Annotated in this window: 23 protein-coding genes; 11 read left to right on the plus strand and 12 right to left on the minus strand. The window is 60.9% G+C overall.

Features of this window, described 5'->3' with window-relative positions; genetic code table 11:
• Positions 1 to 22: 22 nt before the first annotated feature.
• The 4 genes from B3229_RS18890 to B3229_RS18905 all read right to left on the minus strand — a co-directional run bounded on the left by B3229_RS18890 (position 23) and on the right by B3229_RS18905 (position 3,726).
• Positions 23 to 1,207 carry a sugar transporter gene (locus B3229_RS18890; protein ID WP_048781356.1) on the minus strand — a complete coding sequence of 395 codons (1,185 nt, stop codon included), beginning with the start codon at positions 1,205 to 1,207 and terminating at the stop codon, positions 23 to 25.
• A 174-nt stretch (positions 1,208 to 1,381) separates the two neighbouring features.
• Positions 1,382 to 1,924, minus strand: coding sequence for a cytochrome b561 (cybB, locus tag B3229_RS18895; protein ID WP_286873339.1), 543 nt, complete (start codon positions 1,922 to 1,924; stop codon positions 1,382 to 1,384).
• 122 nt (positions 1,925 to 2,046) lie between these two features.
• Complete coding sequence (locus tag B3229_RS18900; RefSeq protein WP_048781354.1) at positions 2,047 to 2,298, minus strand: hypothetical protein; 252 nt, start codon at positions 2,296 to 2,298, stop codon at positions 2,047 to 2,049.
• Between the two features lie 168 nt (positions 2,299 to 2,466).
• Positions 2,467 to 3,726: an MFS transporter gene (locus B3229_RS18905; RefSeq protein WP_286873343.1), complete on the minus strand. Its 1,260-nt coding sequence runs from the start codon at positions 3,724 to 3,726 to the stop codon at positions 2,467 to 2,469.
• A 93-nt stretch (positions 3,727 to 3,819) separates the two neighbouring features.
• Here B3229_RS18905 and B3229_RS18910 point away from each other — a divergent pair, with 93 nt between their 5' ends.
• From B3229_RS18910 to B3229_RS18925, 4 genes are all read left to right on the plus strand, one after another.
• Entirely contained in the window at positions 3,820 to 4,716 is an 897-nt protein-coding gene (locus B3229_RS18910) for a LysR family transcriptional regulator (RefSeq protein WP_286873345.1), read from the plus strand.
• Between the two features lie 138 nt (positions 4,717 to 4,854).
• Positions 4,855 to 6,072, plus strand: a complete 1,218-nt coding sequence (mlc, locus tag B3229_RS18915; RefSeq protein WP_048781351.1) for a sugar metabolism global transcriptional regulator Mlc — start codon at positions 4,855 to 4,857, stop codon at positions 6,070 to 6,072.
• Between the two features lie 104 nt (positions 6,073 to 6,176).
• Positions 6,177 to 6,875, plus strand: coding sequence for a dethiobiotin synthase (gene bioD / locus B3229_RS18920; RefSeq protein WP_096073157.1), 699 nt, complete (start codon positions 6,177 to 6,179; stop codon positions 6,873 to 6,875).
• A 182-nt stretch (positions 6,876 to 7,057) separates the two neighbouring features.
• A complete protein-coding gene (locus B3229_RS18925) occupies positions 7,058 to 8,437 on the plus strand; it encodes a nucleobase:cation symporter-2 family protein (RefSeq protein WP_286873352.1) in 1,380 nt (459 codons plus the stop codon).
• A gap of 71 nt (positions 8,438 to 8,508) precedes the next feature.
• Here the strand turns inward: B3229_RS18925 and osmV are convergent, their stop codons facing one another.
• From osmV to osmY, 4 genes are read right to left on the minus strand one after another with little or no spacing between them, the layout of a single operon-like run.
• Positions 8,509 to 9,645, minus strand: a complete 1,137-nt coding sequence (gene osmV, locus B3229_RS18930) for an osmoprotectant ABC transporter ATP-binding protein OsmV (protein WP_286873355.1) — start codon at positions 9,643 to 9,645, stop codon at positions 8,509 to 8,511.
• Positions 9,645 to 10,292, minus strand: a complete 648-nt coding sequence (osmW, locus tag B3229_RS18935; protein ID WP_033747177.1) for an osmoprotectant ABC transporter permease OsmW — start codon at positions 10,290 to 10,292, stop codon at positions 9,645 to 9,647. Before osmW ends, osmV begins: the two co-directional genes overlap by 1 nt.
• Positions 10,293 to 10,301: 9 nt before the next feature.
• Positions 10,302 to 11,219 carry a glycine betaine ABC transporter substrate-binding protein gene (locus B3229_RS18940; RefSeq protein WP_048786840.1) on the minus strand — a complete coding sequence of 306 codons (918 nt, stop codon included), beginning with the start codon at positions 11,217 to 11,219 and terminating at the stop codon, positions 10,302 to 10,304.
• 14 nt (positions 11,220 to 11,233) lie between these two features.
• A complete protein-coding gene (gene osmY, locus B3229_RS18945) occupies positions 11,234 to 11,947 on the minus strand; it encodes an osmoprotectant ABC transporter permease OsmY (protein WP_048786842.1) in 714 nt (237 codons plus the stop codon).
• Between the two features lie 298 nt (positions 11,948 to 12,245).
• Between osmY and B3229_RS18950 the strand changes: the two genes are divergently transcribed.
• A complete protein-coding gene (locus tag B3229_RS18950) occupies positions 12,246 to 13,712 on the plus strand; it encodes an MDR family MFS transporter (protein ID WP_286873362.1) in 1,467 nt (488 codons plus the stop codon).
• 72 nt (positions 13,713 to 13,784) lie between these two features.
• Here the strand turns inward: B3229_RS18950 and B3229_RS18955 are convergent, their stop codons facing one another.
• Positions 13,785 to 14,081 (minus strand): DUF1161 domain-containing protein, encoded by a 297-nt coding sequence (locus B3229_RS18955; protein WP_033747186.1) that lies wholly within the window; start codon positions 14,079 to 14,081, stop codon positions 13,785 to 13,787.
• Between the two features lie 55 nt (positions 14,082 to 14,136).
• Positions 14,137 to 14,472: a DUF1283 family protein gene (locus B3229_RS18960; protein ID WP_048786846.1), complete on the minus strand. Its 336-nt coding sequence runs from the start codon at positions 14,470 to 14,472 to the stop codon at positions 14,137 to 14,139.
• 131 nt (positions 14,473 to 14,603) lie between these two features.
• Here B3229_RS18960 and B3229_RS18965 point away from each other — a divergent pair, with 131 nt between their 5' ends.
• The gene (locus B3229_RS18965) at positions 14,604 to 14,933 is read left to right on the plus strand and encodes a YnfA family protein (protein WP_075203264.1); all 330 of its coding nucleotides are present in this window, start codon (positions 14,604 to 14,606) and stop codon (positions 14,931 to 14,933) included.
• Between the two features lie 35 nt (positions 14,934 to 14,968).
• Here B3229_RS18965 and ydfG read toward each other — a convergent pair whose 3' ends face one another.
• Positions 14,969 to 15,715, minus strand: coding sequence for a bifunctional NADP-dependent 3-hydroxy acid dehydrogenase/3-hydroxypropionate dehydrogenase YdfG (ydfG, locus tag B3229_RS18970; protein ID WP_033747192.1), 747 nt, complete (start codon positions 15,713 to 15,715; stop codon positions 14,969 to 14,971).
• A 363-nt stretch (positions 15,716 to 16,078) separates the two neighbouring features.
• Here ydfG and guaD point away from each other — a divergent pair, with 363 nt between their 5' ends.
• Together guaD and dcp are read left to right on the plus strand one after the other, a co-directional pair.
• Positions 16,079 to 17,398 (plus strand): guanine deaminase, encoded by a 1,320-nt coding sequence (gene guaD, locus B3229_RS18975; RefSeq protein WP_286873366.1) that lies wholly within the window; start codon positions 16,079 to 16,081, stop codon positions 17,396 to 17,398.
• Between the two features lie 60 nt (positions 17,399 to 17,458).
• Positions 17,459 to 19,507, plus strand: coding sequence for a peptidyl-dipeptidase Dcp (gene dcp / locus B3229_RS18980; protein ID WP_286873369.1), 2,049 nt, complete (start codon positions 17,459 to 17,461; stop codon positions 19,505 to 19,507).
• 27 nt (positions 19,508 to 19,534) lie between these two features.
• On the opposite strand, the gene hpxO is transcribed toward dcp, so the two are convergent.
• Entirely contained in the window at positions 19,535 to 20,692 is a 1,158-nt protein-coding gene (gene hpxO, locus B3229_RS18985; protein ID WP_286873372.1) for an FAD-dependent urate hydroxylase HpxO, read from the minus strand.
• Positions 20,693 to 20,972: 280 nt separating this feature from the next.
• Between hpxO and B3229_RS18990 the strand changes: the two genes are divergently transcribed.
• From B3229_RS18990 to B3229_RS19000, 3 genes are all read left to right on the plus strand, one after another.
• Entirely contained in the window at positions 20,973 to 21,233 is a 261-nt protein-coding gene (locus B3229_RS18990) for a hypothetical protein (RefSeq protein ID WP_048786855.1), read from the plus strand.
• A 159-nt stretch (positions 21,234 to 21,392) separates the two neighbouring features.
• Entirely contained in the window at positions 21,393 to 21,722 is a 330-nt protein-coding gene (locus B3229_RS18995; protein ID WP_048786856.1) for an SMR family transporter, read from the plus strand.
• Between the two features lie 36 nt (positions 21,723 to 21,758).
• Positions 21,759 to 22,304, plus strand: coding sequence for an NUDIX domain-containing protein (locus B3229_RS19000; RefSeq protein ID WP_286873377.1), 546 nt, complete (start codon positions 21,759 to 21,761; stop codon positions 22,302 to 22,304).
• The last annotated feature ends 15 nt before the right edge of the window (positions 22,305 to 22,319 follow it).

Genomic DNA, 22,319 nt, shown 5'->3' on the forward strand with positions numbered 1-22,319 from the left:
ACCAGGTTCCGACGCCCTTTTTTTATCCGTTGCTGCGCAACTGCGGATATTTGCGGAAGATAGCGATACACCAGAACAGCGCGACCAGCCCCAGCAGCCCGCCGATATTACCCACATCCCCCATACTCAAATGCTCGCTGACCTGATTGCCCAGCAGCGCGCCCGCGCCGATGCCGATATTATAGATGCCTGACATCAGCGACATCGCCACGTCGGTGGCATCCGGCGCCAGCGACAGCACGCGCACCTGCATCGCCAGGCCGATCATCATCATCGCCATACCCCACAGAATACAGAGCGTCGCAATCGCGGCCGGACGAACGGCGGCGAAAATCAGCAGCCCCATGCAGAGGGTGATAATCGCTATCGCGGCGATCAGCAGCGCGGAGGGGAACTTATTGCCCAGCGAGCTAAAGAGCACGCTGCCCAGAATCCCGGCGGAGCCGAACAGCAGCAGCAGCAGCGTGGTAAAGTTCTCATCCGCATTCGCCACAAACTGCATAAACGGCTCGATATAGCTGTAGGCGGTGTAGTGCGCGGTCACCACCAGCGTCACCAGCAGATACATACTCACCAGCGCCGGTCGGCGAAACAGCATCGGCACGCTGCTCAGCGAGCCGGTGTGTTCGCTCGGCAGACGCGGCAGGATACGCGCCAGCAGCACCATCAGCACCAGCGCGGAGGCGCCAATCATGCCGAAGGTGGTGCGCCAGCCCAGATATTGTCCTACCACGCGGCCAATCGGCACGCCCAGCACCATCGCCAGCGCGGTGCCGGTCGCCAGCATGCTTAACGCCTGGGTCTTTTTACCGGCGGGCGCGACGCGAATCGCCAGCGAGGCGGTGATCGACCAGAACACCGCATGCGCCAGGGCGATGCCGATGCGCGACAGCACCAGCGAGGCGAAGCTCCAGGCGAAGGTCGACAGCACATGGCTCACGATAAAAATCAGGAACAGCGCCGATAGCAGGATGCGCCGCTCGATATTGCGCGTCAGCAGCATCAGCGGCAGCGAAAGCAGCGCCACGACCCAGGCGTAGATAGTGAGCATAATGCCTACGTCGGCGCTTTTCATGCTGAAGCTGGCGCCGATATCGGAAAGCAGGCCGACAGGCACGAATTCGGTGGTATTGAAAACAAAGGCGGCGATAGCCAGCAGCACCACGCGTAGCCAGGCCGTTTTACGGGATACAGTAGTTGATTGCATGAAAATAAAATCAGTCAGAGCAGCGGCAAAAAGATGCGGTTTTCACATCCACGAAAGTGACTTGCGTCACAATTATTGACCATTGTGAGGGAATTGCACGGTAAGGGGAACGGTGAAACGCAGTTTTATTCCTGAAAGTTTTTTATCGCCCGGCCTGCGGGCGATAAACAAGGGTTATCCGCGCGGCGTTTTGCCCGGCATCATCCGTTTCAGCGTATTGTCCTTGAGAAAATAGTGATGAAACAGCGCGCCCGCGGCATGCAGCCCTATCAGCCAGTATCCCAGCGGGGCCAGCGTTTCATGCCAGTCGATCAGGCTGTCGGAGAGATCGAAATTGGGTTCGCTCGCCACCGGCATCGGTATGCCGAACAGCCACCAGTCGCGCCCGCGCAGATAGCGCGAGGTGAGGCCCAGAATCGGCAGGGTGATAAACAGCGCATAGATCAGCGTATGCACCAGATGCGCCAGGCCGGTTTGCCTGCGGGCGATAGGCGGCGTGATCGACGGCGTGCGATGGCGCGTGCGCAAAAAAAGACGCGCCAGCATCAGCAGCAGGACGGTAAAGCCTGCGCTGAAGTGGGTAATAATCATTGCGTAGCCCTGCCAGGAGCCGCGCTCCGCAAAGCCGCGCAGTTCGATAGTGGCGTAAGCCAGCGCCACCAGCAGAAAGGTCAGCCAGTGAAGGGCAATTTGTGAAGCGGCATATTTTTCGCGCATAGTTTGCTCAGGCATCAGGAAGAAGAGCTCTACCTTACTGGAAAGAGAGGAGAAATCTTAACAAACTGGCGCAACGGCGCAACGCTTTGCTGACCTCCGCGGCGAGGCCAGCATAATCAGAGTCAGGCGATATGCTTTAGTGCCACGCTATTCTGTGCCCTCAGGTTTTTTTTTACCGGCAGCGGACAGCACGCTTCGCAACCCAGCGATCCGGGGTAATACTTGCGTGCCTGCTGAATCGCGGCGTTAGCGGTGTAAAAAGTGCCAAGAAACAGGCGGGATTCTAGCGGGGGAAGATACTGGCAGCCTGCGGCGTGCACCACATGGTTATCGTTATAGCCAGAAATTTTAGAAACGTAGTAGTAATGGCCCATTGGGACATCCTCATTGCTGTAAAAAAAAGTACATTTATTGTTGGAGTGAGAGGGATTATAGCGAGGATTGGCGACTTTGTTTTTTATGGCCCTAATTAGTCAGCAGACTCAGGGGCAACAGGCGAAAAAGGACGCAGCTGCGTCCTTTTTAGTGAGCGCCATGCGGCGTCAGAGCTGTTTTTGCTGCAAACGCCAGCCTACCAGCAGGGCGAGCAGCAGCAGCGCGGAGATAAAGAGGGTAATGCCAGGCCAGCCGTAGCTGTGCCAGAACAGGCCGCCAAGCGTACCGGCTACGCTGGAGCCAACATAGTAGCTGAAAAGATAGAGCGACGATGCCTGACCTTTGGCACGACGCGCGCGCGGGCCTATCCAGCCGCTGGCGACCGCGTGAGCAGCGAAGAAGCCGGCGGTAAACAGCATCATTCCGACGAAAATCCACCACACCGCGCTCAGTGCGGTCAGCAGCAGGCCCGCCAGCATCAGCGCCGTCGCGCCGAGCAGCACCGGACCGCGTCCCAGCTTCATCGTCAGCACGCCCGCCTTCGGCGAACTCCAGGATCCGGTCAGATAGACTACAGAGAGCAGGCCGACGACCGCCTGGCTGAGATGGTAAGGCGCGCCGAGCAGACGGTAGCCGATATAGTTGAACAGCGTGACGAAGGCGCCCATCAGCAGAAAGCCTTCGGCGAACAGCAGCGGCAGTCCAGCGTCGCGCCAGTGCAGGCGAAAGTTAATCATCAGGCTGCGCGGCTTCAGCGACGCCGGACGAAAATGGCGTGACGCAGGCAGAATGCGCCAGAACATCAGCGCCGAAGCGAGGGCGCAGCAGCCAATTGCCGCGGTGGCGACGCGCCAGGAAAAGAAGTCGGTCAGCACGCCGCTCAGCAAGCGGCCGCTCATGCCGCCGATGGAGTTGCCGCTGATATAGAGCCCCATAGAAAACGCGATTACGCTGGGATGGATCTCTTCGCTGAGGTAGGTCATGCCCACGGCGGCCACGCCGCTGAGCGAGAGGCCGGTGAGGGCGCGCATCAGCAAAATGCCCTGCCAGCTGTTCATGGTGGCGGAAATCAGGGTGCAAATCGCCGCCAGCATCAGCGCCGTCACCATCACGTTCTTGCGACCCACGGCGTCGGAAAGCGGGCCGGTCACCAGCAGCCCTAGCGCCATCAGCCCGGTGGCGATCGAGAGTGAAATACTGCTCTCGGCGGGCGATACGCCGAACTGCGCCGACAGCACCGGCAGGATAGGCTGTACGCAGTAGAGCAGCGCGAAGGTTGCCAGACCGGCGGAAAAGAGCGCCAGCGTAACGCGCATAAACTGCGGCGTGCCGCGTTTGATCCATACGGATGATGCCGCGGGTGAGACCGCCGTCGAATCGGCTAACTCGCCGTCGTCGAGCGTAACCGCCTGAGAAGAGCGACGCACGTTGAATCCTCAGCTGAAAAGAGTAGGTCTACTCTAGGAAAGCGCTAATAGGTTGTCTAATATATTAATAATCTCAATTGATATGTTTAAAATATGAATATTGAACTGCGACACCTGCGCTACTTTCTCGCGGTCGCCGAAGAGCTCCATTTTGGCCGCGCCGCACAGCGGCTCAACATCTCTCAGCCGCCGCTCAGCCAGCAGATCATGCAGCTGGAGCAGGAGATTGACGCGAAGCTGTTTACCCGCACCAATCGCAGCGTTCAGCTCACGCCGGCCGGGCAACAGTTCCTTAACGACGCGCGGGCGATTTTGCAGCAGGTCGAGCAGGCGGCCAGTCGCGCGGCGCGGCTGGAGCGCGGCGAAGAGGGCGAGCTGCGCATCGGCTTTACTTCTTCCGCGCCCTTTACCGGTCTGGTTTCAGACGCGCTCTATCAGTTTCGCCAGCGCTGGCCGCAGGTGCATATCCAGATGCAGGAGATCAACACCCGGCAGCAGCTTGCGCCGCTGCATGAGGGACGACTCGATCTGGGGGTGATGCGCAACACCGCGCTGCCGCCCGATTTGCGTCATCAGCTGCTGCTGCGCGAACCGCTGCATGCGGTGGTGCACTGGGCGCACCCGCTGGCGGACGCGGAAACCATCTCTGTCAGCGCCCTGGCGAACGAGCCTTTCGTTTTCTTCGATCCGCAGGGCGGCACGGCGCTGCACGGCGAAATCCTCAGCCTGCTGCGCCGCTATCAGATCACGCCCTACATCATGCAGGAGGTGGGCGAGGCGATGACTATCCTCGGGCTGGTGGCCACCGGCCTCGGCGTATCGATTTTGCCGGCGTCCTTCGCGCGCGCGCGCCTGGCCGATGTGGTCTGGCTGCCGCTGAAGGAGGAGGATGCGCTGTCGGAAGTGTGGCTGGTCTGGTCGGGCGAGCGCGAGCCGTCGATGCAGATGCGCAATATGATGCGGCTTCTGTCGCCAGAAGCGCAAAAATAAGGGCCAGACCTTAAGCAAAGTCTGGTTTTTATGTGCTGTAAATCACATTTCAAATCAAATATTTGACGCTCAGACGCAATCTGCCTCACCATAGTCGCTGTTTATTTAGAAGCGCGAAAATAACCGGGAGCACAGGGCGTGAAGCTGGATAGTCAGCCTGGCCATATTGACCAGATCAAACAGACTAATGCAGGCGTTGTTTACCGCCTGATCGATCTCTACGGTCCGATTTCGCGTATCGAACTTTCCCGACTGGCGCAGCTGGCGCCCGCCAGCATCACCAAGATCGTGCGTGAAATGCTCGACGCTCATCTGGTGCAGGAGACGGAATTTCAGGAGCCGGGCTCGCGCGGCCGACCGGCCATCGGCCTGATCCTCGACACGCTCGCCTGGCACTATCTCGCGGTGCGCCTGCATCATGGCGCGCTGACCCTGACGCTGCGCGATCTCAGCAGCCGCGCGCTGGTAGAGGAGTCTTCGCCGCTGCCTGATGAAGCGCAGCAGCCGCTGCTGACCTCGCTGATCGATCGTGTCGACGCCTTTTTTATGCGCCACCAGCGCAAGCTGGAACGGCTGACGGCGATTGCCATTACGCTGCCCGGGCTGATTAACGCCGCCTCGGGCGTGGTGCACCGGCTGCCGGGCTACGATGCGCGCGAGATACCGCTGGGCGATACGCTGGCGCAGCGCACCGGCGTGCCAGTTTTCGTTCAGCACGATATCTCCGCCTGGACGCTGGCGGAGTCGCTGTTCGGCGCGTCGCGCGGCGCGCAGGACGTGATCCAGATTGTGATTGACGACACCGTCGGCGCAGGCGTGATTAGCGGCGGTCAGCTGTTGCACAAAAGCGGGCGGGCGCTGGTGGAGATTGGACATACTCAGATCGATCCCTACGGTCAGCAGTGCTACTGCGGCAATCACGGCTGCCTGGAGACGGTCGCCAGCACCGGCAGCCTGCTGGCGCTGGCGGCGCAGCGTCTTGCCGCTCAGCCCGACAGCGTGCTCCACCAGCAGCCGTTGACGCTGGAGACGCTCTGTGTGGCGGCCCAGCAGGGCGATCGGCTGGCGCGCGACGCCATTGCGGGCGTTGGGCATCATGTCGGACGGATGCTGGCGATGATGGTCAATATCTTCAACCCGCAGCATATTCTGATCGGCTCGCCGCTTAACGAGGCCGCTGAAGTGCTTTTTCCCGCCGTCAGCAGCACCATCCGCCAGCAGGCGCTGCCCGCCTACAGCGAAGCGATTCAGCTTGCGCCCACGGAGTTCCGCGAGCCGGGCACCCTCGGCGCGGCAGCCCTGATCAAAGACGCCCTCTACAGCGGCTATCTGCTGGTGAAGCTGTTACAAGGTTAAGCGCGACTGAACTTTGCGCTAACGCAAGCCGCCTGCTGCCCGCACTCCTTACAATAGGTTTTGCTTTTTTGTAAAACAAAACCGTTACGTTGAGGAGGAGTGGGGTGAAAAATCTGTTCATTACCGGCACTGACACCGCTGTAGGGAAGACCGTTGTTTCGCGCGCGCTTCTGCAGTATCTCGCCCGCGCTGGCCTGAGCGCAGTCGGTTTCAAACCGGTTGCTCGAAACGCCGTGCGCAGCGCGGAGGGCCTGCGCAGTAAAGATGCGCTGGTGTTGCAGAGCAGTTCGACAGTTACCCTGCCATACGACGCAATCAACCCGTTGATTTACGAAGAAGATGAAGTCAGCATTCGGCCACGCAGGCCCATGGACTATCCGCTGTTGAGTCAAAGCCTGCAACGTCTGGAGCAGCAGGCCGACTGCGTCGTGGTCGAAGGCACCGGCGGCTGGCGCAGCCTGATGAACGATGCGAAGCCGCTCTCCGGCTGGGTCGCGCAGCACCAGATTCCCGTGGTGCTGGTGGTGGGCATCAAGCAGGGCTGTCTCAGCCATGCGCTGTTGACCGCCGAGGCGATCGCGCATGACGGCCTGCCGCTGGCCGGCTGGGTCGCAAACCGCATTAACCCCGGCCTGGCGCACTATGCCGAACTGATCGACGTGCTGCGCGACAGCATCGATGCGCCGCTGTTGGGGGAGTTGCCCTATCTGCCGCGCGCCGAACAGCGCGACCTGGCCGGTTATCTCGATCTCTCTTCGATGGGCATCGCCGCACTGCCCGATTCAGGTGCAAAGATCGCCTGAGAATGAAACATTATGCTGCAAAGCCGCTGCGGGTGAATCGATGGTTTCAGGATTCGGCGCAGCGCTTCCGGTTTTTAACTCCTTCTTGATCAAAGAGTTATCTTTTCAGCCTTTCGCTGCCCGCGCGCGTGGCGTGATAAATGCATTAACAGCGTTAATCACAAGACTGCCGGAGCACGATTATGTCGCATTCAGAAGAGAAAGCATTGCTGTACGGGCTGGACGAGCGCATCAGGCCAGCGCCCGCGTTTTTCGCCGCGCTACAGCATCTGCTGGCCAGCGTGGTCGGCATTATCACGCCGCCGCTGATCATCGGCTCGGTGCTGGGACTGCAGGCCTATATTCCCTATCTGATTAGCATGTCGCTGCTGGTTTCCGGTATGGGCACCTTTCTTCAGGCGCGGCGGGTGGCGGGGATTGGCGCGGGTATGATCTGCCTGCAGGGCACCAGCTTCGCCTTTCTCGGCGTCATCCTTTCCGGTGGGATGATCGTCAAAAGCCGCGGTGGTTCGCCGGAGGATATTATGGCGATGATCTTCGGCTGTACGCTGGTCGCCGCGCTGATCCCGCTGCTGATTAGCCGCTGCGTTGCGCAGCTGCGCCGCGTGCTGACGCCGGTCGTGACCGGCACAGTGATAACGCTGATCGGCATCAGCCTGATTAAGGTGAGTATCACCGACTGGGCGGGCGGGCATAACGCTGTGAATTTCGGCGCGCCCGGCAACCTGGCGCTCGGCGCCCTGACGCTGCTGGTGATTATCGCGCTGAACCGGATGCGCAATCGCTGGGCGCGGCTGATCGCGGTGATCGCCGGTATTGCCGTTGGCTGCCTCGCCGCGGCGCTAAGCGGCACGCTGGTGCTGAAGCCGCTACCGGAGACGGGCTGGCTGGCGCTGCCGGGCTTTTTCCGTTTCGGCTTCGCCTTCGACTGGACCATTTTTTTGCCGATCGCGCTAGTGTCGGTGATTTCAGTGATTGAGGCGGTGGGCGACCTGACCGCCAACTGTATGCTGTCGCAGCAGCCGATCAGCGGCCCGCAGTTTCAGCGTCGTCTGCAGGGCGGCATCTGCGCCGACGGCGTGAGTTGCGTGCTGGCGGCGGTTTTCTCTGCGTTTCCCAACACCACCTTTGCGCAGAATAACGGCGTGATTCAGATGACCGGCGTGGCGAGCCGCTATGTCGGCATGGTGATGGGAGCGATGCTGGCGCTGCTCGGGCTGTTTCCCGCCGTGGGCGCGCTGATGCAGCAGATCCCGCCGCCGGTGCTGGGCGGGGCAACGCTGGTGATGTTCGGCAGCGTGGTGGCCGCCGGGATCCGCGTGATGACCCAAACCCCGCTGGGGCGTCGCGAGATGCTGATTGTAGCGGTCTCTTTTGGTCTGGGGCTGGGCGTCGAAGCGGTGCCGGACGTGCTGAAGCAGTTCCCGCCGCTGGTGAGTCAGATTTTTGGCCATGCGGTCACCACCGGCGGCGTGCTGGCGATCCTGCTGAATCTGGTGCTGCCCAGCGAGCCGCGCGCTGTTGCTTTGCCGCAGGGCGAAGCGGTGGAAAAAGGGCTGTAGAAAAGAGTACGGCCCCGGCGCCATGAGGTATGCGCCGGTGCCGCTCGCCTCCGCAGGCGGTTGCAGGAAAGTTATGGATTCAGGCGGCGGCGCGTGCGGCCGGAACTGAGGTAGTCGGCGATATAATCCTGCGAAATCTCTCCGCTGTAGCGGCCATCTTCATCAACAATCGGCATCCAGACGGTGTTGTGCTCATAGAGCTTAGAGAGCACCACGCGCAGGTTCTCTTCCGCCCTGGCGGTTACCCGGAAGGTGTGCAGCAAGGAGTCGCAGTTGCCGCTGGCGTGGCGCGCTTCGCGGCGCTTGACGAAGCCGAGCGGTTTGCCGTCGTTATCCACCACGGTCACCGAACGCATATCGTTTTCATCCATCAGGGCGAACGCCTCCGCCAGCGGCGTGGCGCGCTTTACGGTGATGGTGGGCTGCTGATCGGTGACGTCGCCCGCCTGCACCAGCAGCAGGCGCTTCAGCGTGCGGTCCTGGCCAACAAAAGAGCCGACGAAATCATTTTTCGGGCTGGCCAGCAGCTCATCCGGGCTGGCGCACTGCACGATTTTCCCCTGACCAAACACCGCGATGCGGTCGCCGAGCTTGAGCGCTTCATCAATATCGTGGCTGACCAGCATCACGGTTTTCTTCAGCTGACGCTGCATATCAAGAAACTCGTTCTGGATCGCCTCGCGGTTAATCGGGTCGACGGCGCCGAACGGCTCATCCATCAACAGCACCGGCGGATCCGCCGCCAGCGCGCGGATCACGCCAATACGCTGCTGCTGGCCGCCCGACATTTCGCGCGGGTAGCGGTGGAGAAATTTGGCGGGATCGAGCGCCACCATGCTCATCAGCTCGGTGGCGCGTTCGCGGCACCGTTTCTTGTCCCAGCCCAGCATGCGCGGCACCACGGTAATGTTCTCTTCAATCGTCATATTGGGGAACAGGCCGATCTGCTGGATCACATAGCCGATATTACGGCGCAGGGTAACGGTATCCTGGGTGCTGGTATCCTCGCCGTTAATGTATATCTTGCCGCTGGTGCTGGGGATAAGGCGATTGATCATCTTCAGCGTGGTGGTCTTGCCGCAGCCCGACGGGCCGAGCAGCACGCACATTTCGCCCTGTGGCACATGCAGGCTGACGTTATCGACGGCGGTCATGCTGGTGCCGTTTTTCTGGGTAAAGGTTTTCGTCAGGTTTTCCAGTTTTATCATTATCGAATCCCCTTAGGAGTCAGCGCCGACTGCAGACGGTGCAGCAGCCAGTCGAGAATAATGGCCAGCAGGCAGATCATCAGCGCGCCAGCGATTAGCATACGAATATCGCTGCCGCTGATACCGTCGAGCAGCAGCAGGCCAAGGCCGCCGGCGCCAATCACCGCGGCGATCGCCATCACGCCGACATTCATCACCACGGCGGTGCGAATGCCGCCGAAAATCACCGGCAGCGCCATAGGGATCTCTACCCAGCGCAGCCGCTGCCAGAAGGTCATGCCGATGCCGCGTCCCGCCTCGCGCAGGCCGTCCGGCAGATTTTCCAGCGCGGTATGGGTGTTGCGCACAATCGGCAGCAGCGAATAGAGGAATACTGCGGTAATGGCGGGCAGCGCGCCGATGCCCTGACCGATCAGCGAAAAGAGCGGTATCATCAGGCCGAAGAGAGCGATAGTCGGAATGGTCAGCACCACGGTGGCGATGCCCAGCACCGGCGCGGCCAGCCATCTGACGCGCACGATCAGCACGCCCAGCGGCACGCCGGCGACGATAGCGCAGCCGACCGCTACCAGCACCAGCCAGGTATGCTGCCAGGTCAGCGCCAGCAGGCTGCTCCAGTTGTTGATAATGTAGTGAAAGGTATCCATATGGCCGCCTTACAGCATCTTTTTAGCGTTGAGAAAGTCGCGCGCAACCTGCTCAGGCGACTGATGATCGATGTCGACGCGCTTGTTCAGTTCGGTAACTGCCTCGCTGGTCAGCAGCGGTGAAAGCTGATTCAGCGCTTCAGCCAGGCCTGGATGGCTGTCGAGCACATCCTTGCGCACCACTGGCGTGACGTTGTAACTGGGGAAGAAGTGCTTGTCATCCTCCAGCACCTTGAGATCGAAACCCTTGACGCGTCCGTCGGTGGTATAGACCAGGCCCGCATCGACAAAGCCATCGCGCACCGCGTTGTAGACCAGGCCGGGATCCATCTGCCGAATCTGCGGCCGATCCAGCGTCAGGTTATAGGTGGTCTGCAGCGGCTTCATGCCGTCGGAGCGGCCGGAAAATTCCAGATCCAGCCCCAGCCGCCAGTTATGGTCGGGGTCGCGCTGGCGCACCTGTTCGATTTTCGCCACCAGCTGCGACATGCTGCTGATGCCTTCTTTCTCGGCGCGCGTGCGCTGCATGGCGAACGCATAGGTATTGTTCATCGGGGCCGGGTCGAGCCAGACCAGTCCCAGCTTGCCGTCGAGGGCTTTCACCGTCTGATACGCCTCGTCAGAGGACATCGGCTTGTTAATATGGTTGAAGATGATCAGCGAGGTACCGGTATACTCCCAGGTCATATCCACCTGTTTATTGAGCATGGCGTTGCGGCCGATGGTGGTGGCGATATTACGTTTAGGGATCACCTGAAAGCCTTTCTTCTGCAGCCACATCACCGTCATGGCAGAAAGAATATGCTGTTCGGTAAAGCTTTTGGTCGCCATCACCAGCGGGGCGGCAGCCTGCGCCGCCTGGCTGAATGCCAGCGTCGCGGCGAGAGTCACAGCGGTGCGTCTGAACCAGCGCGTCAGCGTCGTCATTATCATTCTCCCTGTTAAGCCGCATGCGGGCTGAGAAAGCGGCCCAGCGCCGCCAGCAGCATGTCGAGCAGCAGCGCGAACAGCGCCGTGGCGACCGCGCCGAGGATCAGCGTGGGAAAATCGTTAAGGTAAATGCCGGGGAAAATCAGCTCGCCGTAGCTACTGGCGCCGATCAGAAACGCCAGCGGTGCGGTACCGACGTTAATGGCGGTGGCGATACGAATGCCGGCCAGCATGACCGGATACGCGTTGGGCAATTCAACCTGACGCAGGCGCTGAAATTTGGTCATGCCGATACCGTTCGCCGCCTCAATCAGGGAAGGCGGCACCGCGCTCAGTCCGGAATAGGTGTTGCGCACAATCGGCAGCAGTGAGGCGAGGAACAGGGCGAACAGCGCCGGTTTTTCGCCAATCCCCAGTACGACCATCGCCAGCGCCAGCACCGCCAGCGGCGGCAGCGTATTGCCGACGTTGAAGATCTGCATCGCATATTCGGCCCAGCGGCGGGCAAAAGGACGACTCAGCAGGATGCCGCTGGGAATACCGACCAGCAGCGCGAACAGCATCGACCAGAAAACCAGAAAGAGATGCTGCTGACCGAGGTAGATGAGGTCGACGCGGCGCGCGCGCAGCGTATCGATCCCCAGGCCCCAGACCAGCAGCGCCAGCACACACACGATGGCCAGCAGCGCGAGTCCGGCGCGTCTGACCAGTGAACCATTTTGCATTCTCGATCTCCCTGTTGTTTGTTGTGCAGGCGGATTGCACGCCGCCCATTTTTTTCAGGTATGGATAAAAAGCTATTAAGCCTATAGCAGCGTAAAAGGGGCGACGCTACTTTTTATCGGCAAAATCAGACAGATAGAAATCGCTGAAACAGCGGGTAGAGCCGCGTGGCATCTGGTTTCAGCAGGAAATTAACTATTTTTCGCGGGTTAACGTGACGCCGTCACACAAATGGCGCACGCCGGGCACAGCGGCAACGCGAATTTAGGCTAGCCTTGCTGAATAACAAAAGGGAGATGTATGACTGAGAGCGCACACCTGCAGGTCAGCCACCGCGGCTGGATCCTCTTCGCCTGTATGCTGGCGATGTTTATGGCCGCTATCGAGGTGACCATCGTCGCCACGGCGATGCCGACCATCATTGTCGACCTGGGCGGTTTTTCACAGTTTGGCTGGGTTTTCTCTGTTTATCTGCTGACGCAGGCGGTGAGCGTGCCGCTCTATGGCCGTCTGGCGGATATGTGGGGACGGCGCAAGATGTTTTTCATCGGCACCTCGCTGTTTCTGATCGGCTCCGTGCTCTGCGGCTTCGCTCACAGCATGCTGTGGCTCATCCTGTTCCGCGCCTTTCAGGGGCTGGGCGCCGGCGCGATTATGCCGCTCAGCTCTACTATCGTGGCCGATATCTATTCGCCGCGCGAGCGCGCCAGCGTGCAGGGCTGGCTCTCCAGCGTCTGGGGCGTGGCGGCGATCGTCGGTCCGCTGACCGGCGCCTGGCTGGTGCAGCACTTTAGCTGGTCGCTGATCTTCTGGGTCAATCTGCCGATAGGGTTAATCAGCATGGCGATGCTGGCGCGCTTTCTGCCGGCCCACTGCGTCGACGAAAAGCCGCAGCCGCTGAACGTCACGGGCAGCCTCTGGCTGACCCTCTGCGTCAGCGCGCTGCTGATGGCGCTGCTGCAGGCGGAGTGGCTCGGCTACTGGCTGGTCGCCTTTCTGATTCTGGCGCTGTTCGCCGGCTGGCAGTTAAAAAGGCATGAGCTGCGCGCCGATGCGCCGCTGTTTCCGCTGGAAATCTGGCGTAGCCGTCTGATTATCGCCGGCAACGCCGGAAATCTGATTATCGGCGCGGCCATGATGGGGATCAGCGCCTTTCTGCCTACCTGGATCCAGGGCATCACCGGCGGCACGCCGCTGCAGGCGGGCAGCGCGCTGGCGATGATGTCGATCGGCTGGCCGCTCGCCAGCACGCTGAGCGGACGGCTGATGCTGCGCACCTCTTACCGTTTTACCGCCCAGCTCGGCGCGCTGCTGCTGGTGGCGGGCAGCGCGTTGCTGCTGCTGCTGCGCGCGGAGAGCGCAATCTGGCAGGCGGGCGCGACCGCCTTTGTTATCGGCACCGGCATGGGGATGACCAGCACCACCTTTCTGGTGTCGGTGCAAAACCATGCGCACTACGATATTCGCGGCATCTGCACCGCGTCGATTATGTTCAGCCGCATGATGGGATCGGCTATCGGCACCGCGCTGATGGGCGCCGTGCTAAACCTGAACCTGGCGCAGCGGCTGCCGCACGCCGCCGATCCGGTGCAGCAGGTTATGTCGGGTCCCTCGCGCGAGGCGCTCTCCAGCGAGACGCTGCGGCATATGGTGCAGGCGATCGCCGCCTCGCTGCACTGGGTATTTGTGGTGGCGCTGGTCATCGCGCTGTTTGCGCTGGGGGTGGCGTGGATGATGCCGCGACAGCGGCCGGAGCAGGCAGAATAGAAAAGGGCGACAGCGTCGCCCTTATTGAGTGCCGACGCGGATGAGATGGCCGGCTTCGTCAGCAGAGTAAGCTTACTGCGCAGGCGCATCCTGCGAGCTGCCTGCGCTGTCTGGCACGCTGCCTTCATCGCCGCGTCCCACGCGCTTATAAACAATTTTCTGTGTGTCGTTTTCGCAATGGCCCACCACCTGGCCGCCCGCCTGGTCGACCTGATCGTTAGGCACGATATCCAGCGAAAAACCCGATTCCGGGACGCCGTTCTGAATAATTTTCTGGCTGATGTCCGCTTTAACGGACTCGCAGGAGGCGTGCGCCAGCATCGGCAGCGCCAGTAAAGTTGCGATTAACATTCCGGTCTGTTTCTTCATCATCTTCTCCTTTAGCGTAGTGAACCTTACTGACTATAGCAGTCCGTAGAAAAAATCAGGGCGCGACCGGTCGGCCGGTGCGGCGATCGAGACAGCGCAGGGTATTGGCTTCCCAGTAAGCGTTAACGTTGTAGCTCTTTTCGCAGGCGTCGCGGGTGTCGAAGGCGCGATCCGCTTTATCGAACTCTTTTTCTACGCGGGTGTTCACCTTATGGCGCAGGTGTTGCGTGTCATTCCATTGCTCTTTGCTCTGGCGCGCGGCTTCATTACTGGCGGCGTTGTTGCCGTCTTCAATAATCAGGCGGCTGGTATTGGCGCTGGCCTGCACGGCGGTCAGCATCGCGCCGCCGGCCAGCAGCGCGGCGAACAGGGTCGGAAACAATTTTTTCATCATCTTTTCCTTCGGTTAATGCCTGGCGCGCAGGGATGGTTCAGGGTTGCGGCAGACAGGGCTTAGTATATCATCGCGCTTTATTTGCTCACCAGTGGTGGGCGATCTGTTTATCTTTGCGAGAGGATCCCATGCTGATCAAAACCGCGTTGCTCTTTTTTCTCACCGCCATCGCAGAGATTGTCGGCTGCTTTTTACCCTGGCTCTGGCTGAAAAAGAACGGCTCCGTCTGGCTGTTATTGCCTGCCGCGCTAAGCCTGACGGCCTTCGTCTGGCTGCTGACTCTGCATCCGGCGGCGAGCGGGCGCGTCTATGCGGCCTACGGCGGCGTTTACGTGCTGACCGCGCTGCTGTGGCTGCGCGTGGTGGACGGCGTAAAGCTCAGCGCATGGGACTGGAGCGGGGCGCTGGTGGCGTTTTGCGGCATGTTAATTATCGTGGCGGGCTGGGGGCGCGCCTGAGAGGAGACCAGCCCGACAGGCTGGCCTCCGGGGCGTCAGGGCTTGTGCACTTTCAGGCCGGCCTGCGTCTGGCTCACCGGCATCATCTCCAGGGTGTTGATATTGACGTGCTTCGGCAGCGTCGCAACCCAGTACACCGCCTCGGTGACATCTTCCGCCGTCAGCGCCGTCGCGCCTTCGTAAACCTTATCCGCTTTTTCATCGTCGCCTTTGAAGCGCACGTTAGAGAATTCTGTGCCGCCGACCAGGCCAGGTTCGATATCGGTTACGCGCAGCGCGGTGCCGTGCAGGTCGGTACGCAGGTTGAGGCTGAACTGGCGCACGAAGGCTTTAGTGGCGCCGTAGACGTTGCCGCCCGCGTAAGGCCAGTTGCCGGCGACGGAGCCGATATTGATAATGTGGCCGACGTCGCGCTCCACCATATCCGGCAGCAGGGCGCGGGTCATAAAGACCAGCCCCTTGGTATTGGTGTCGATCATATTTTCCCAGTCTTCGACGCTGGCGCGATGCGCCGGCTCGATGCCGAGCGCCAGGCCGGCGTTATTGACCAGCACGTCAATATTGCGCCATTCGGCGGGCAGCGAGGCGACCGCTTCCTCGATCGCGGCGCGGTTGCGCACGTCAAGCTGTAGGGTGTAGAGGTTCTCGCCCAGCTCCTCTTTCAGCGCCTGCAGGCGCTCGGCGCGGCGGCCGCTGGCAATCACTTTGTGACCTGTTTCGATGAATCGGCGGGTGATACTTTGACCAAAACCGGCCGTCGCGCCGGTAACAAAAATAATCATCTCACTGTTCCTTAACATGTTTTTCAGTTGACCTGGTTTCACCATACCACTTCAGCGGCGCCGCTGCGCGACAAAAGCGCGCGCGAGCTGTAAAGGCATTTTTCAGGCGTTCCGCTGCGCCATTGTGGCGCGCGCTGCACCAAAGACGGGCAGACGCGCGCGCGTCATCCGCGGCATTTTTTAAGCGCAGTTTGCCTGTCAGAGAGGCAACCGGTTGCGCATACGATACCGTTTTTACCGCCGTGGGAAAAATGCCTTTTTCACATAACATATTGAATAGTCATTGTGTTCTGGCATGCAGGTTGCAATTTAACGTTTTCTTCTGATCGCTAACCCTGTCCGTGCGCGGAATAAAGGAAATGTATGTCATCAACCCTTACGGCCATTCGCGCCAGCTTTTTTGACTTTACCGATGTGGCGCGGCAGCCCGAGGAGATTATGGCGCAGGCGCGCTATATCGACGATGGCGTGCTGCTGCTGGAGGCAGGGCGCATCGTCGGGCTGCATGCCTGGGAAACGCTGCCGCATGCGCCAGACGATGTTATCGATCTGCGCGGCCGCCTGATTGTACCGGGCTTTGTCGACACCCATATTCACTATCCGCAGACCGAGATGATCGGCGCCTACGGCGAGCAGCTGCTTCAGTGGCTCAGCCACTATACCTTTCCGGTGGAAAGCCAGTATCACTGCGCCGATCACGCCGCCGCCATGTCCGCTTTTTTTCTGCAGCAGCTGCTGGCGAACGGCACCACCAGCGCGCTGGTGTTCGGTACGGTGCATCCGCAGTCGGTGGAGGCGCTGTTCAGCGCCGCCGACGCGCTCGCGATGCGGCTGATCGCCGGCAAGGTGATGATGGATCGCCACGCGCCGGAGGCGCTGCTGGAGACGCCGGAGCAGAGCTATGCCGACACGCGGGCGCTGATCGAACGCTGGCACGGGCGCGGTCGGCTCAGCTACGCGCTGACGCCGCGCTTTGCCCCCACTTCGACGCCGGCGCTGCTCGAAAAGGTGCGTCAGCTGCGTCAGGAATATCCCGACGTCTGGCTGCATACTCACCTGAGCGAAAATCCGCAGGAGGTCGCCTGGGTGAAGTCGCTGTTTACGCAGCACGACGGCTATCTTGACGTTTATCATCGCTATCAGCTCACAGGACGACGCAGCCTGTTCGCGCACTGTCTGCATCTGGAGGATCATGAGTGGCAGTGTCTGCATGATACCGATTCTGCCATTGCTTTTTGCCCAACCTCGAACCTGTTTCTCGGCAGCGGGCTGTTTAACCTCAAGCGCAGCTGGCAGCAGCAGGTCAGGATCGGCATCGGCACCGACGTCGGCGCGGGCACCACCTTCAATATGCTGCAGACGCTCGGCGAGGCCTACAAGGTCGGGCAGCTGCAGCAGTATCGGCTCAGCGCGGCGGAGGCGTTCTACCACGCCACGCTTGGCGGCGCGCACGCGCTCGATCTGCACCCGCACATCGGCAACTTCACGCCGGGCAAAGAGGCGGATTTCGTGGTGCTGGATCTGGCCGTCTCGCCGCTGCAGCGGCTGCGCATCAGCAACAGTAAGGATATCTGGGAGCGGCTGTTCGTACTGATGACGCTGGGCGACGATCGCAACATCGCCGAGACCTGGGTTAACGGACGCGCGGTATGGCGGCGCGACGAGGCGAAAGCGCAGAGCTGAGTTGTTGCGAGCGCGGCAACCTGCCAGGATAAATCTTTGCACGGTAATCAGGAGCGAGGCATGAACGTCAGACAAAATCCGTTTTTTCAGGTAAGCACGCTGCCCTGGCAGGCGCCGCCGTTTGATCAGATCCAGGAAGCGGACTTTCTGCCCGCGCTGCTGGCGGGCATCGAGGAGAAGCGCAAAGAGGTGCAGGCGATTGCGCAAAATCCCGAGGCGCCCACCTTCGCCAACACCTTTGAGGCGCTGGAGCGCAGCGGACAGCTGCTTGAACGCGTCAATCTGGTTTTCGGCGCCATGACCTCAGCGAATACCAGCGATTATCTGCAGCAGGTTGATGAAGAGATCGCGCCGCAGCTGACCGCGCTTAATGACGAGATCGTCCTGAACAGCGCGCTGTTCGCCCGTCTTGACGCTGTCTACCAGCAGCGTGAGACGCTGGCGCTCGATCCTGAATCGCTGCGGCTGGTGGAGGTGACCTGGCAGCACTATCAGCTGTCGGGCGCCAGTCTGGAGGAAGAGGCCAAACAGCGGCTCAAGGCGCTCAACCAGCAGGCGGCACGCCTCAGCACGCGCTTTACCAATAAGCTGCTGGCCGCGACCAAAGCGGGCGGGCTGGTGGTGCAGCAGGCCGAGGCGCTGGCGGGCCTGAGTCCGGCCGATCTCGCGGTGGCGCAGGCGGCAGCGCAGGCGCGCGGGCTGGAGAACGCCTGGCTGCTGGTGCTGCAAAATACCACCCAGCAGCCGGCGCTGCAGGCATTGGGTTCGCGCGCGACGCGCCAGGCGCTGTTCGCCGCCTCGGTCGGCCGCAGCGAGAAGGGCGACGAAAACGATACCCGCGCGCTGGTGCTGGAGCTGGCCCAGGTGCGGGCGCAGCAGGCGCAGCTGCTCGGCTTCGCCAGCTTCGCTGAATGGCAGCTGCAGGATCAGATGGCGAAAACCCCCGACGCAGCGTTCGCCTTTATGCGCCATATCGTTCCGGCCGCGCGGGCGCGCGCCGAACGCGAAGCGGCCGCCATCCAGCAGACCATCGACCAGCAGCAGGGCGATTTTACTCTGGCCGCCTGGGACTGGAGCTTCTATGCCGAGCAGGTGCGCAAAGCGCAGTACGATCTCGATGAAAGCGAGATCCGTCCCTATTTCGAACTTAACAACGTGCTGGAGAAAGGGGTGTTCTGGGCGGCGAACCAGCTTTACGGCATTCGCGTCAGCGAGCGTCACGATCTGCCGGTCTACCATCCAGACGTGCGCGTCTATGAGATCTTCGATGTCGACGACGCGCCGCTGGCGCTGTTCTATACCGACTACTTTAAGCGCGACAATAAAGGCGGCGGCGCGTGGATGAGCAATCTCGTTAACCAGTCGAGACTGCTGGCGACGCGGCCGGTGATCTACAACGTCTGCAACTACACCCGACCGCCGGAAGGCGAACCGGCGCTGCTCAGCTGGGACGAGGTAATCACCCTGTTCCATGAGTTCGGCCATACGCTGCATGGGCTGTTCGCCACCCAGCGCTATCCGAGCCTTTCGGGCACCGCCACGCCGCGCGACTTCGTCGAGTTTCCCTCGCAGTTCAACGAGCACTGGGCGAGCGAGCCGCTGGTGTTCCTTAACTATGCGCGTCACTACCAGAGCGGCGAGGCGATGCCGGAGGCGCTGCACCAGAAGATCGTGCGCGCCAGCCGCTTCAACAAAGGCTACGACATGAGCGAGCTGCTGGCTGCCGCGCTGTTGGATCTGCACTGGCACAGCATCAACGCTGGCGAGACGCCGCAGTCGGTAGAGGGTTTTGAGCAGCAGGCGCTGCAGAGCGACAACCTGGCGCTGACGGCCGTGCCGCCGCGCTATCGCTCCAGCTATTTCCAGCATATCTGGGGCGGCGGCTACGCGGCCGGTTATTACGCCTATATCTGGACGCAGATGCTGGCGGACGACGGCTATCAGTGGTTTGTAGAGAATGGCGGGCTGTCGCGCGAGAACGGCGACCGCTTCCGCCAGATGATCCTGTCGCGCGGCAACAGCAGCGATTTGAAGCAGCTCTATGAAAACTGGCGCGGCGGCGAACCGCAGCTTGAGCCGATGCTGAAAAATCGCGGCCTGGCCGACTAATTCTCAGCGGGCGCAATGCCCGCTTTTTTATCCCAGCGGACCGCCCTCAATGGTTTCGCACATGCCTGCCAGCACGCGTTCGCCGGTTTCCTGACGCAGTTCCTGATACCAGGCCGCGGTCGCCGCGGGATCTTTGCCGTGGGTCACATCGCAGCGCTTGCGCGCCTTCAGCACCAGATCGCGGGTACGGCTTACGCGTCGCGCCTCATAGCGCCGCAGCGCATCCGCAATGCCCAGCGAGTGGGCGGCGAGAGAGGCGGCCAGCACCAGCGCATCCTCCATCGCCGCGCAGCCGCCCTGACCAATGTCCGGCGTGGTGCTGTGCGCCGCATCGCCCAGCAGCGCGACGCGGCCGCTGACGAAGCGGCTAAAGGGATCGATATCGTGGATTTCGACGCGGTTGGTGGTGGCTGGATCGATGGCGTCGATAAGGCGCTGTACCGGCTGCGCCCAGCCCTGGAAGTAGCGGCGCAGGTCCGCTTTTACCGTGCTGCGGTCTTCCGCGAGGCCTTTCGGCAAAGGCACGTCAAAAAAGAAGTAGAAGCGGTTGCCGCTCACCGGCATCAGCGAGACGCGTTTGCCTTCGCCGACGAAGGTGGTCCACTGATCGTCGGGCGCCAGCGCCGCATCGATTTCCACCAGGCCGTTCCAGTTGACGTAGCCGGCATAGCGGCGTTCGACTTTTTCGCCCAGCACGCTCTGACGGATAACCGAATGCGCGCCGTCGGCGGCGATCAGCAGATCGCCCTGCGCGGTGGTGCCGTCTTCGAAGAGGGCGGTGACGCCGTGCTCATGCTGTTCGACCTGCGCTACGCGTTTACCGAAGCTGACGCGTTCGCGTCCGTAATTGTCGATCAGCATCGCCTGTAGTTCGGCGCGCGCCACCGGCGAGGGATATTCTCCGACCTGGCGCACCAGCGGTTCCATACTGAAACGCGTCAGGGTCGCGCCGCTGGCGAAATCCTGATAGGCCATAAAGGCCATATTGCCGCTCAGGGCGCGCAGCTGCGCTTTCAGTCCCAGCGCGTTCAGGCACTTCACGCCGTTCGGCCAGACCGAGATTGCGGCGCCCACCGGCTTCATCTCTTTTACCGCTTCAAACACTTCTGTTTCGATGCCCGCTTTTTCCAGCGCGAGCGCCGCGCTCATGCCGCCAATGCCGCCGCCAATTACAATCGCTTTCATATCTTTCTCCTTATCGATGCAGTAGAGGCTGCAACTTTTGTACCAACCCGGCAGCGCGCGTCAGCCGGGCCTTTGACACGTTCAGCGCAGCGAGGGCGCGCCAGCAGCAGGCACTGAAGCTATAGAAATGCTTCATTTTGGTGCTTTGGCGGTCAGGTGAATCTTTTATTTCAGGCTGACAGCTGAAGTGTGACCGCCGGGCGCTTTTACGTGCGCGGCGCAGACGTTTGCCCGTTCGCCAGCCATACTTAGCCGGTATCGGATCCGGGGAGAGTTAAAAATGAAAAGTCGTTACATCATACTGTTGCTCACCGCTTTACTGCTGGGACAGAGCGCTAGCGCTCAGCCGACGGCGTCGTCGGCGCTGTTTAGCGGACGGGCGCCCATCGCTCAGCTGACGCCGGTAGCGGCGAAATGCGACCTCGCCAGCTGTCAGCAGAACTGCTACGTCGAGCGCTCGCACTGCAATACGCGCGGCAACGGCTCCTGCAGCAGCCAGACGCAGATCTGCGTGCAGAACTGCGCCAGCCAGTGCAGATAACGCCCTAAACGGCAAATCAACGGGTTTGCCGTTTATTGATTCAGGTCAAACCGGTCTGCCGCCGTTTCCCTTTCCTGTTGGCCATCGCCTAAAATAGCGCTTTTGTGCTGTCTGAACCGGCGCGGCTGCCGGACAATCTTCGCGCCTTTTAGGGATGTTATGACTTACGTTTATCTGTTTATCGCCATCGTGGCGGAAGTGATCGCGACCAGCAGCCTCAAGGCTTCGGAGTCCTTTACCCGGCTCTGGCCCGCGGTGGTAACGCTGGTGGGTTATGTCATCGCTTTCTATTTCCTGACGCTGGTGCTGCGCACCATGCCGACCGGCATCGCCTACGCGATCTGGTCGGGCGTCGGCATCGTGCTGATTTCCGCCGTCGGCTGGGTAGTGTTCAAGCAGAAGCTCGATCTGCCCGCTATCATCGGCCTCGCGCTGATCATCGCCGGCGTGCTGGTAGTGAATCTTTTTTCCAAAACGGTGGGGCACTAAGGTAGTCTGTTTTACCTTTATCGACGGGAGATAAACGTGAAAAAACAGCTCACCGAGTCGGATATTCATGAAGTGCAGACCCTGCTGCAAAACCCCTGGTTTAGCGTGCGTAAAGCGCGTATCGCACTCAGCGAAGGAGAGCCACGGGATTTCTACGCCGTGCATCATGAGCGTCCTGCGGTCGGCATTGTGGCGATGCAGCAGGAGAAGATCCTGCTGATCCGGCACTATCGTTATCTGATCGATCGCGTGGTGTGGGCCATTCCCTCCGGCGGTGTCGACGTCGATGAGACGCCCGCCTGCGCCGCGCGGCGCGAACTGCAGGAAGAGAGCGGCTATCGCGCCAGCTCCATTAGCGAGCTTATCCGCTACAACCCCTCCTACGGCAGCAGCGATCAGCTGTTTATTACCTTTGTCGCCACCGATCTGGAATTCGTCGGCATGGACGACGATCAGGATGAGGTAATGACCACCGGCTGGTTTACCCGCACCGAAATCCGGCAGCTGATCGCTGACGGCGAGATACCCGACGGGCTGTCGCTGGTGCCGCTGCTGATGCTGCTGGCGGAGCCCGCGCGCTAAAAGGGCGACCGACGC

Origin of the sequence: Pantoea sp. UBA5035 (genome assembly GCF_002415245.1) — a bacterium.
Lineage (GTDB): Bacteria > Pseudomonadota > Gammaproteobacteria > Enterobacterales > Enterobacteriaceae > Pantoea > Pantoea septica.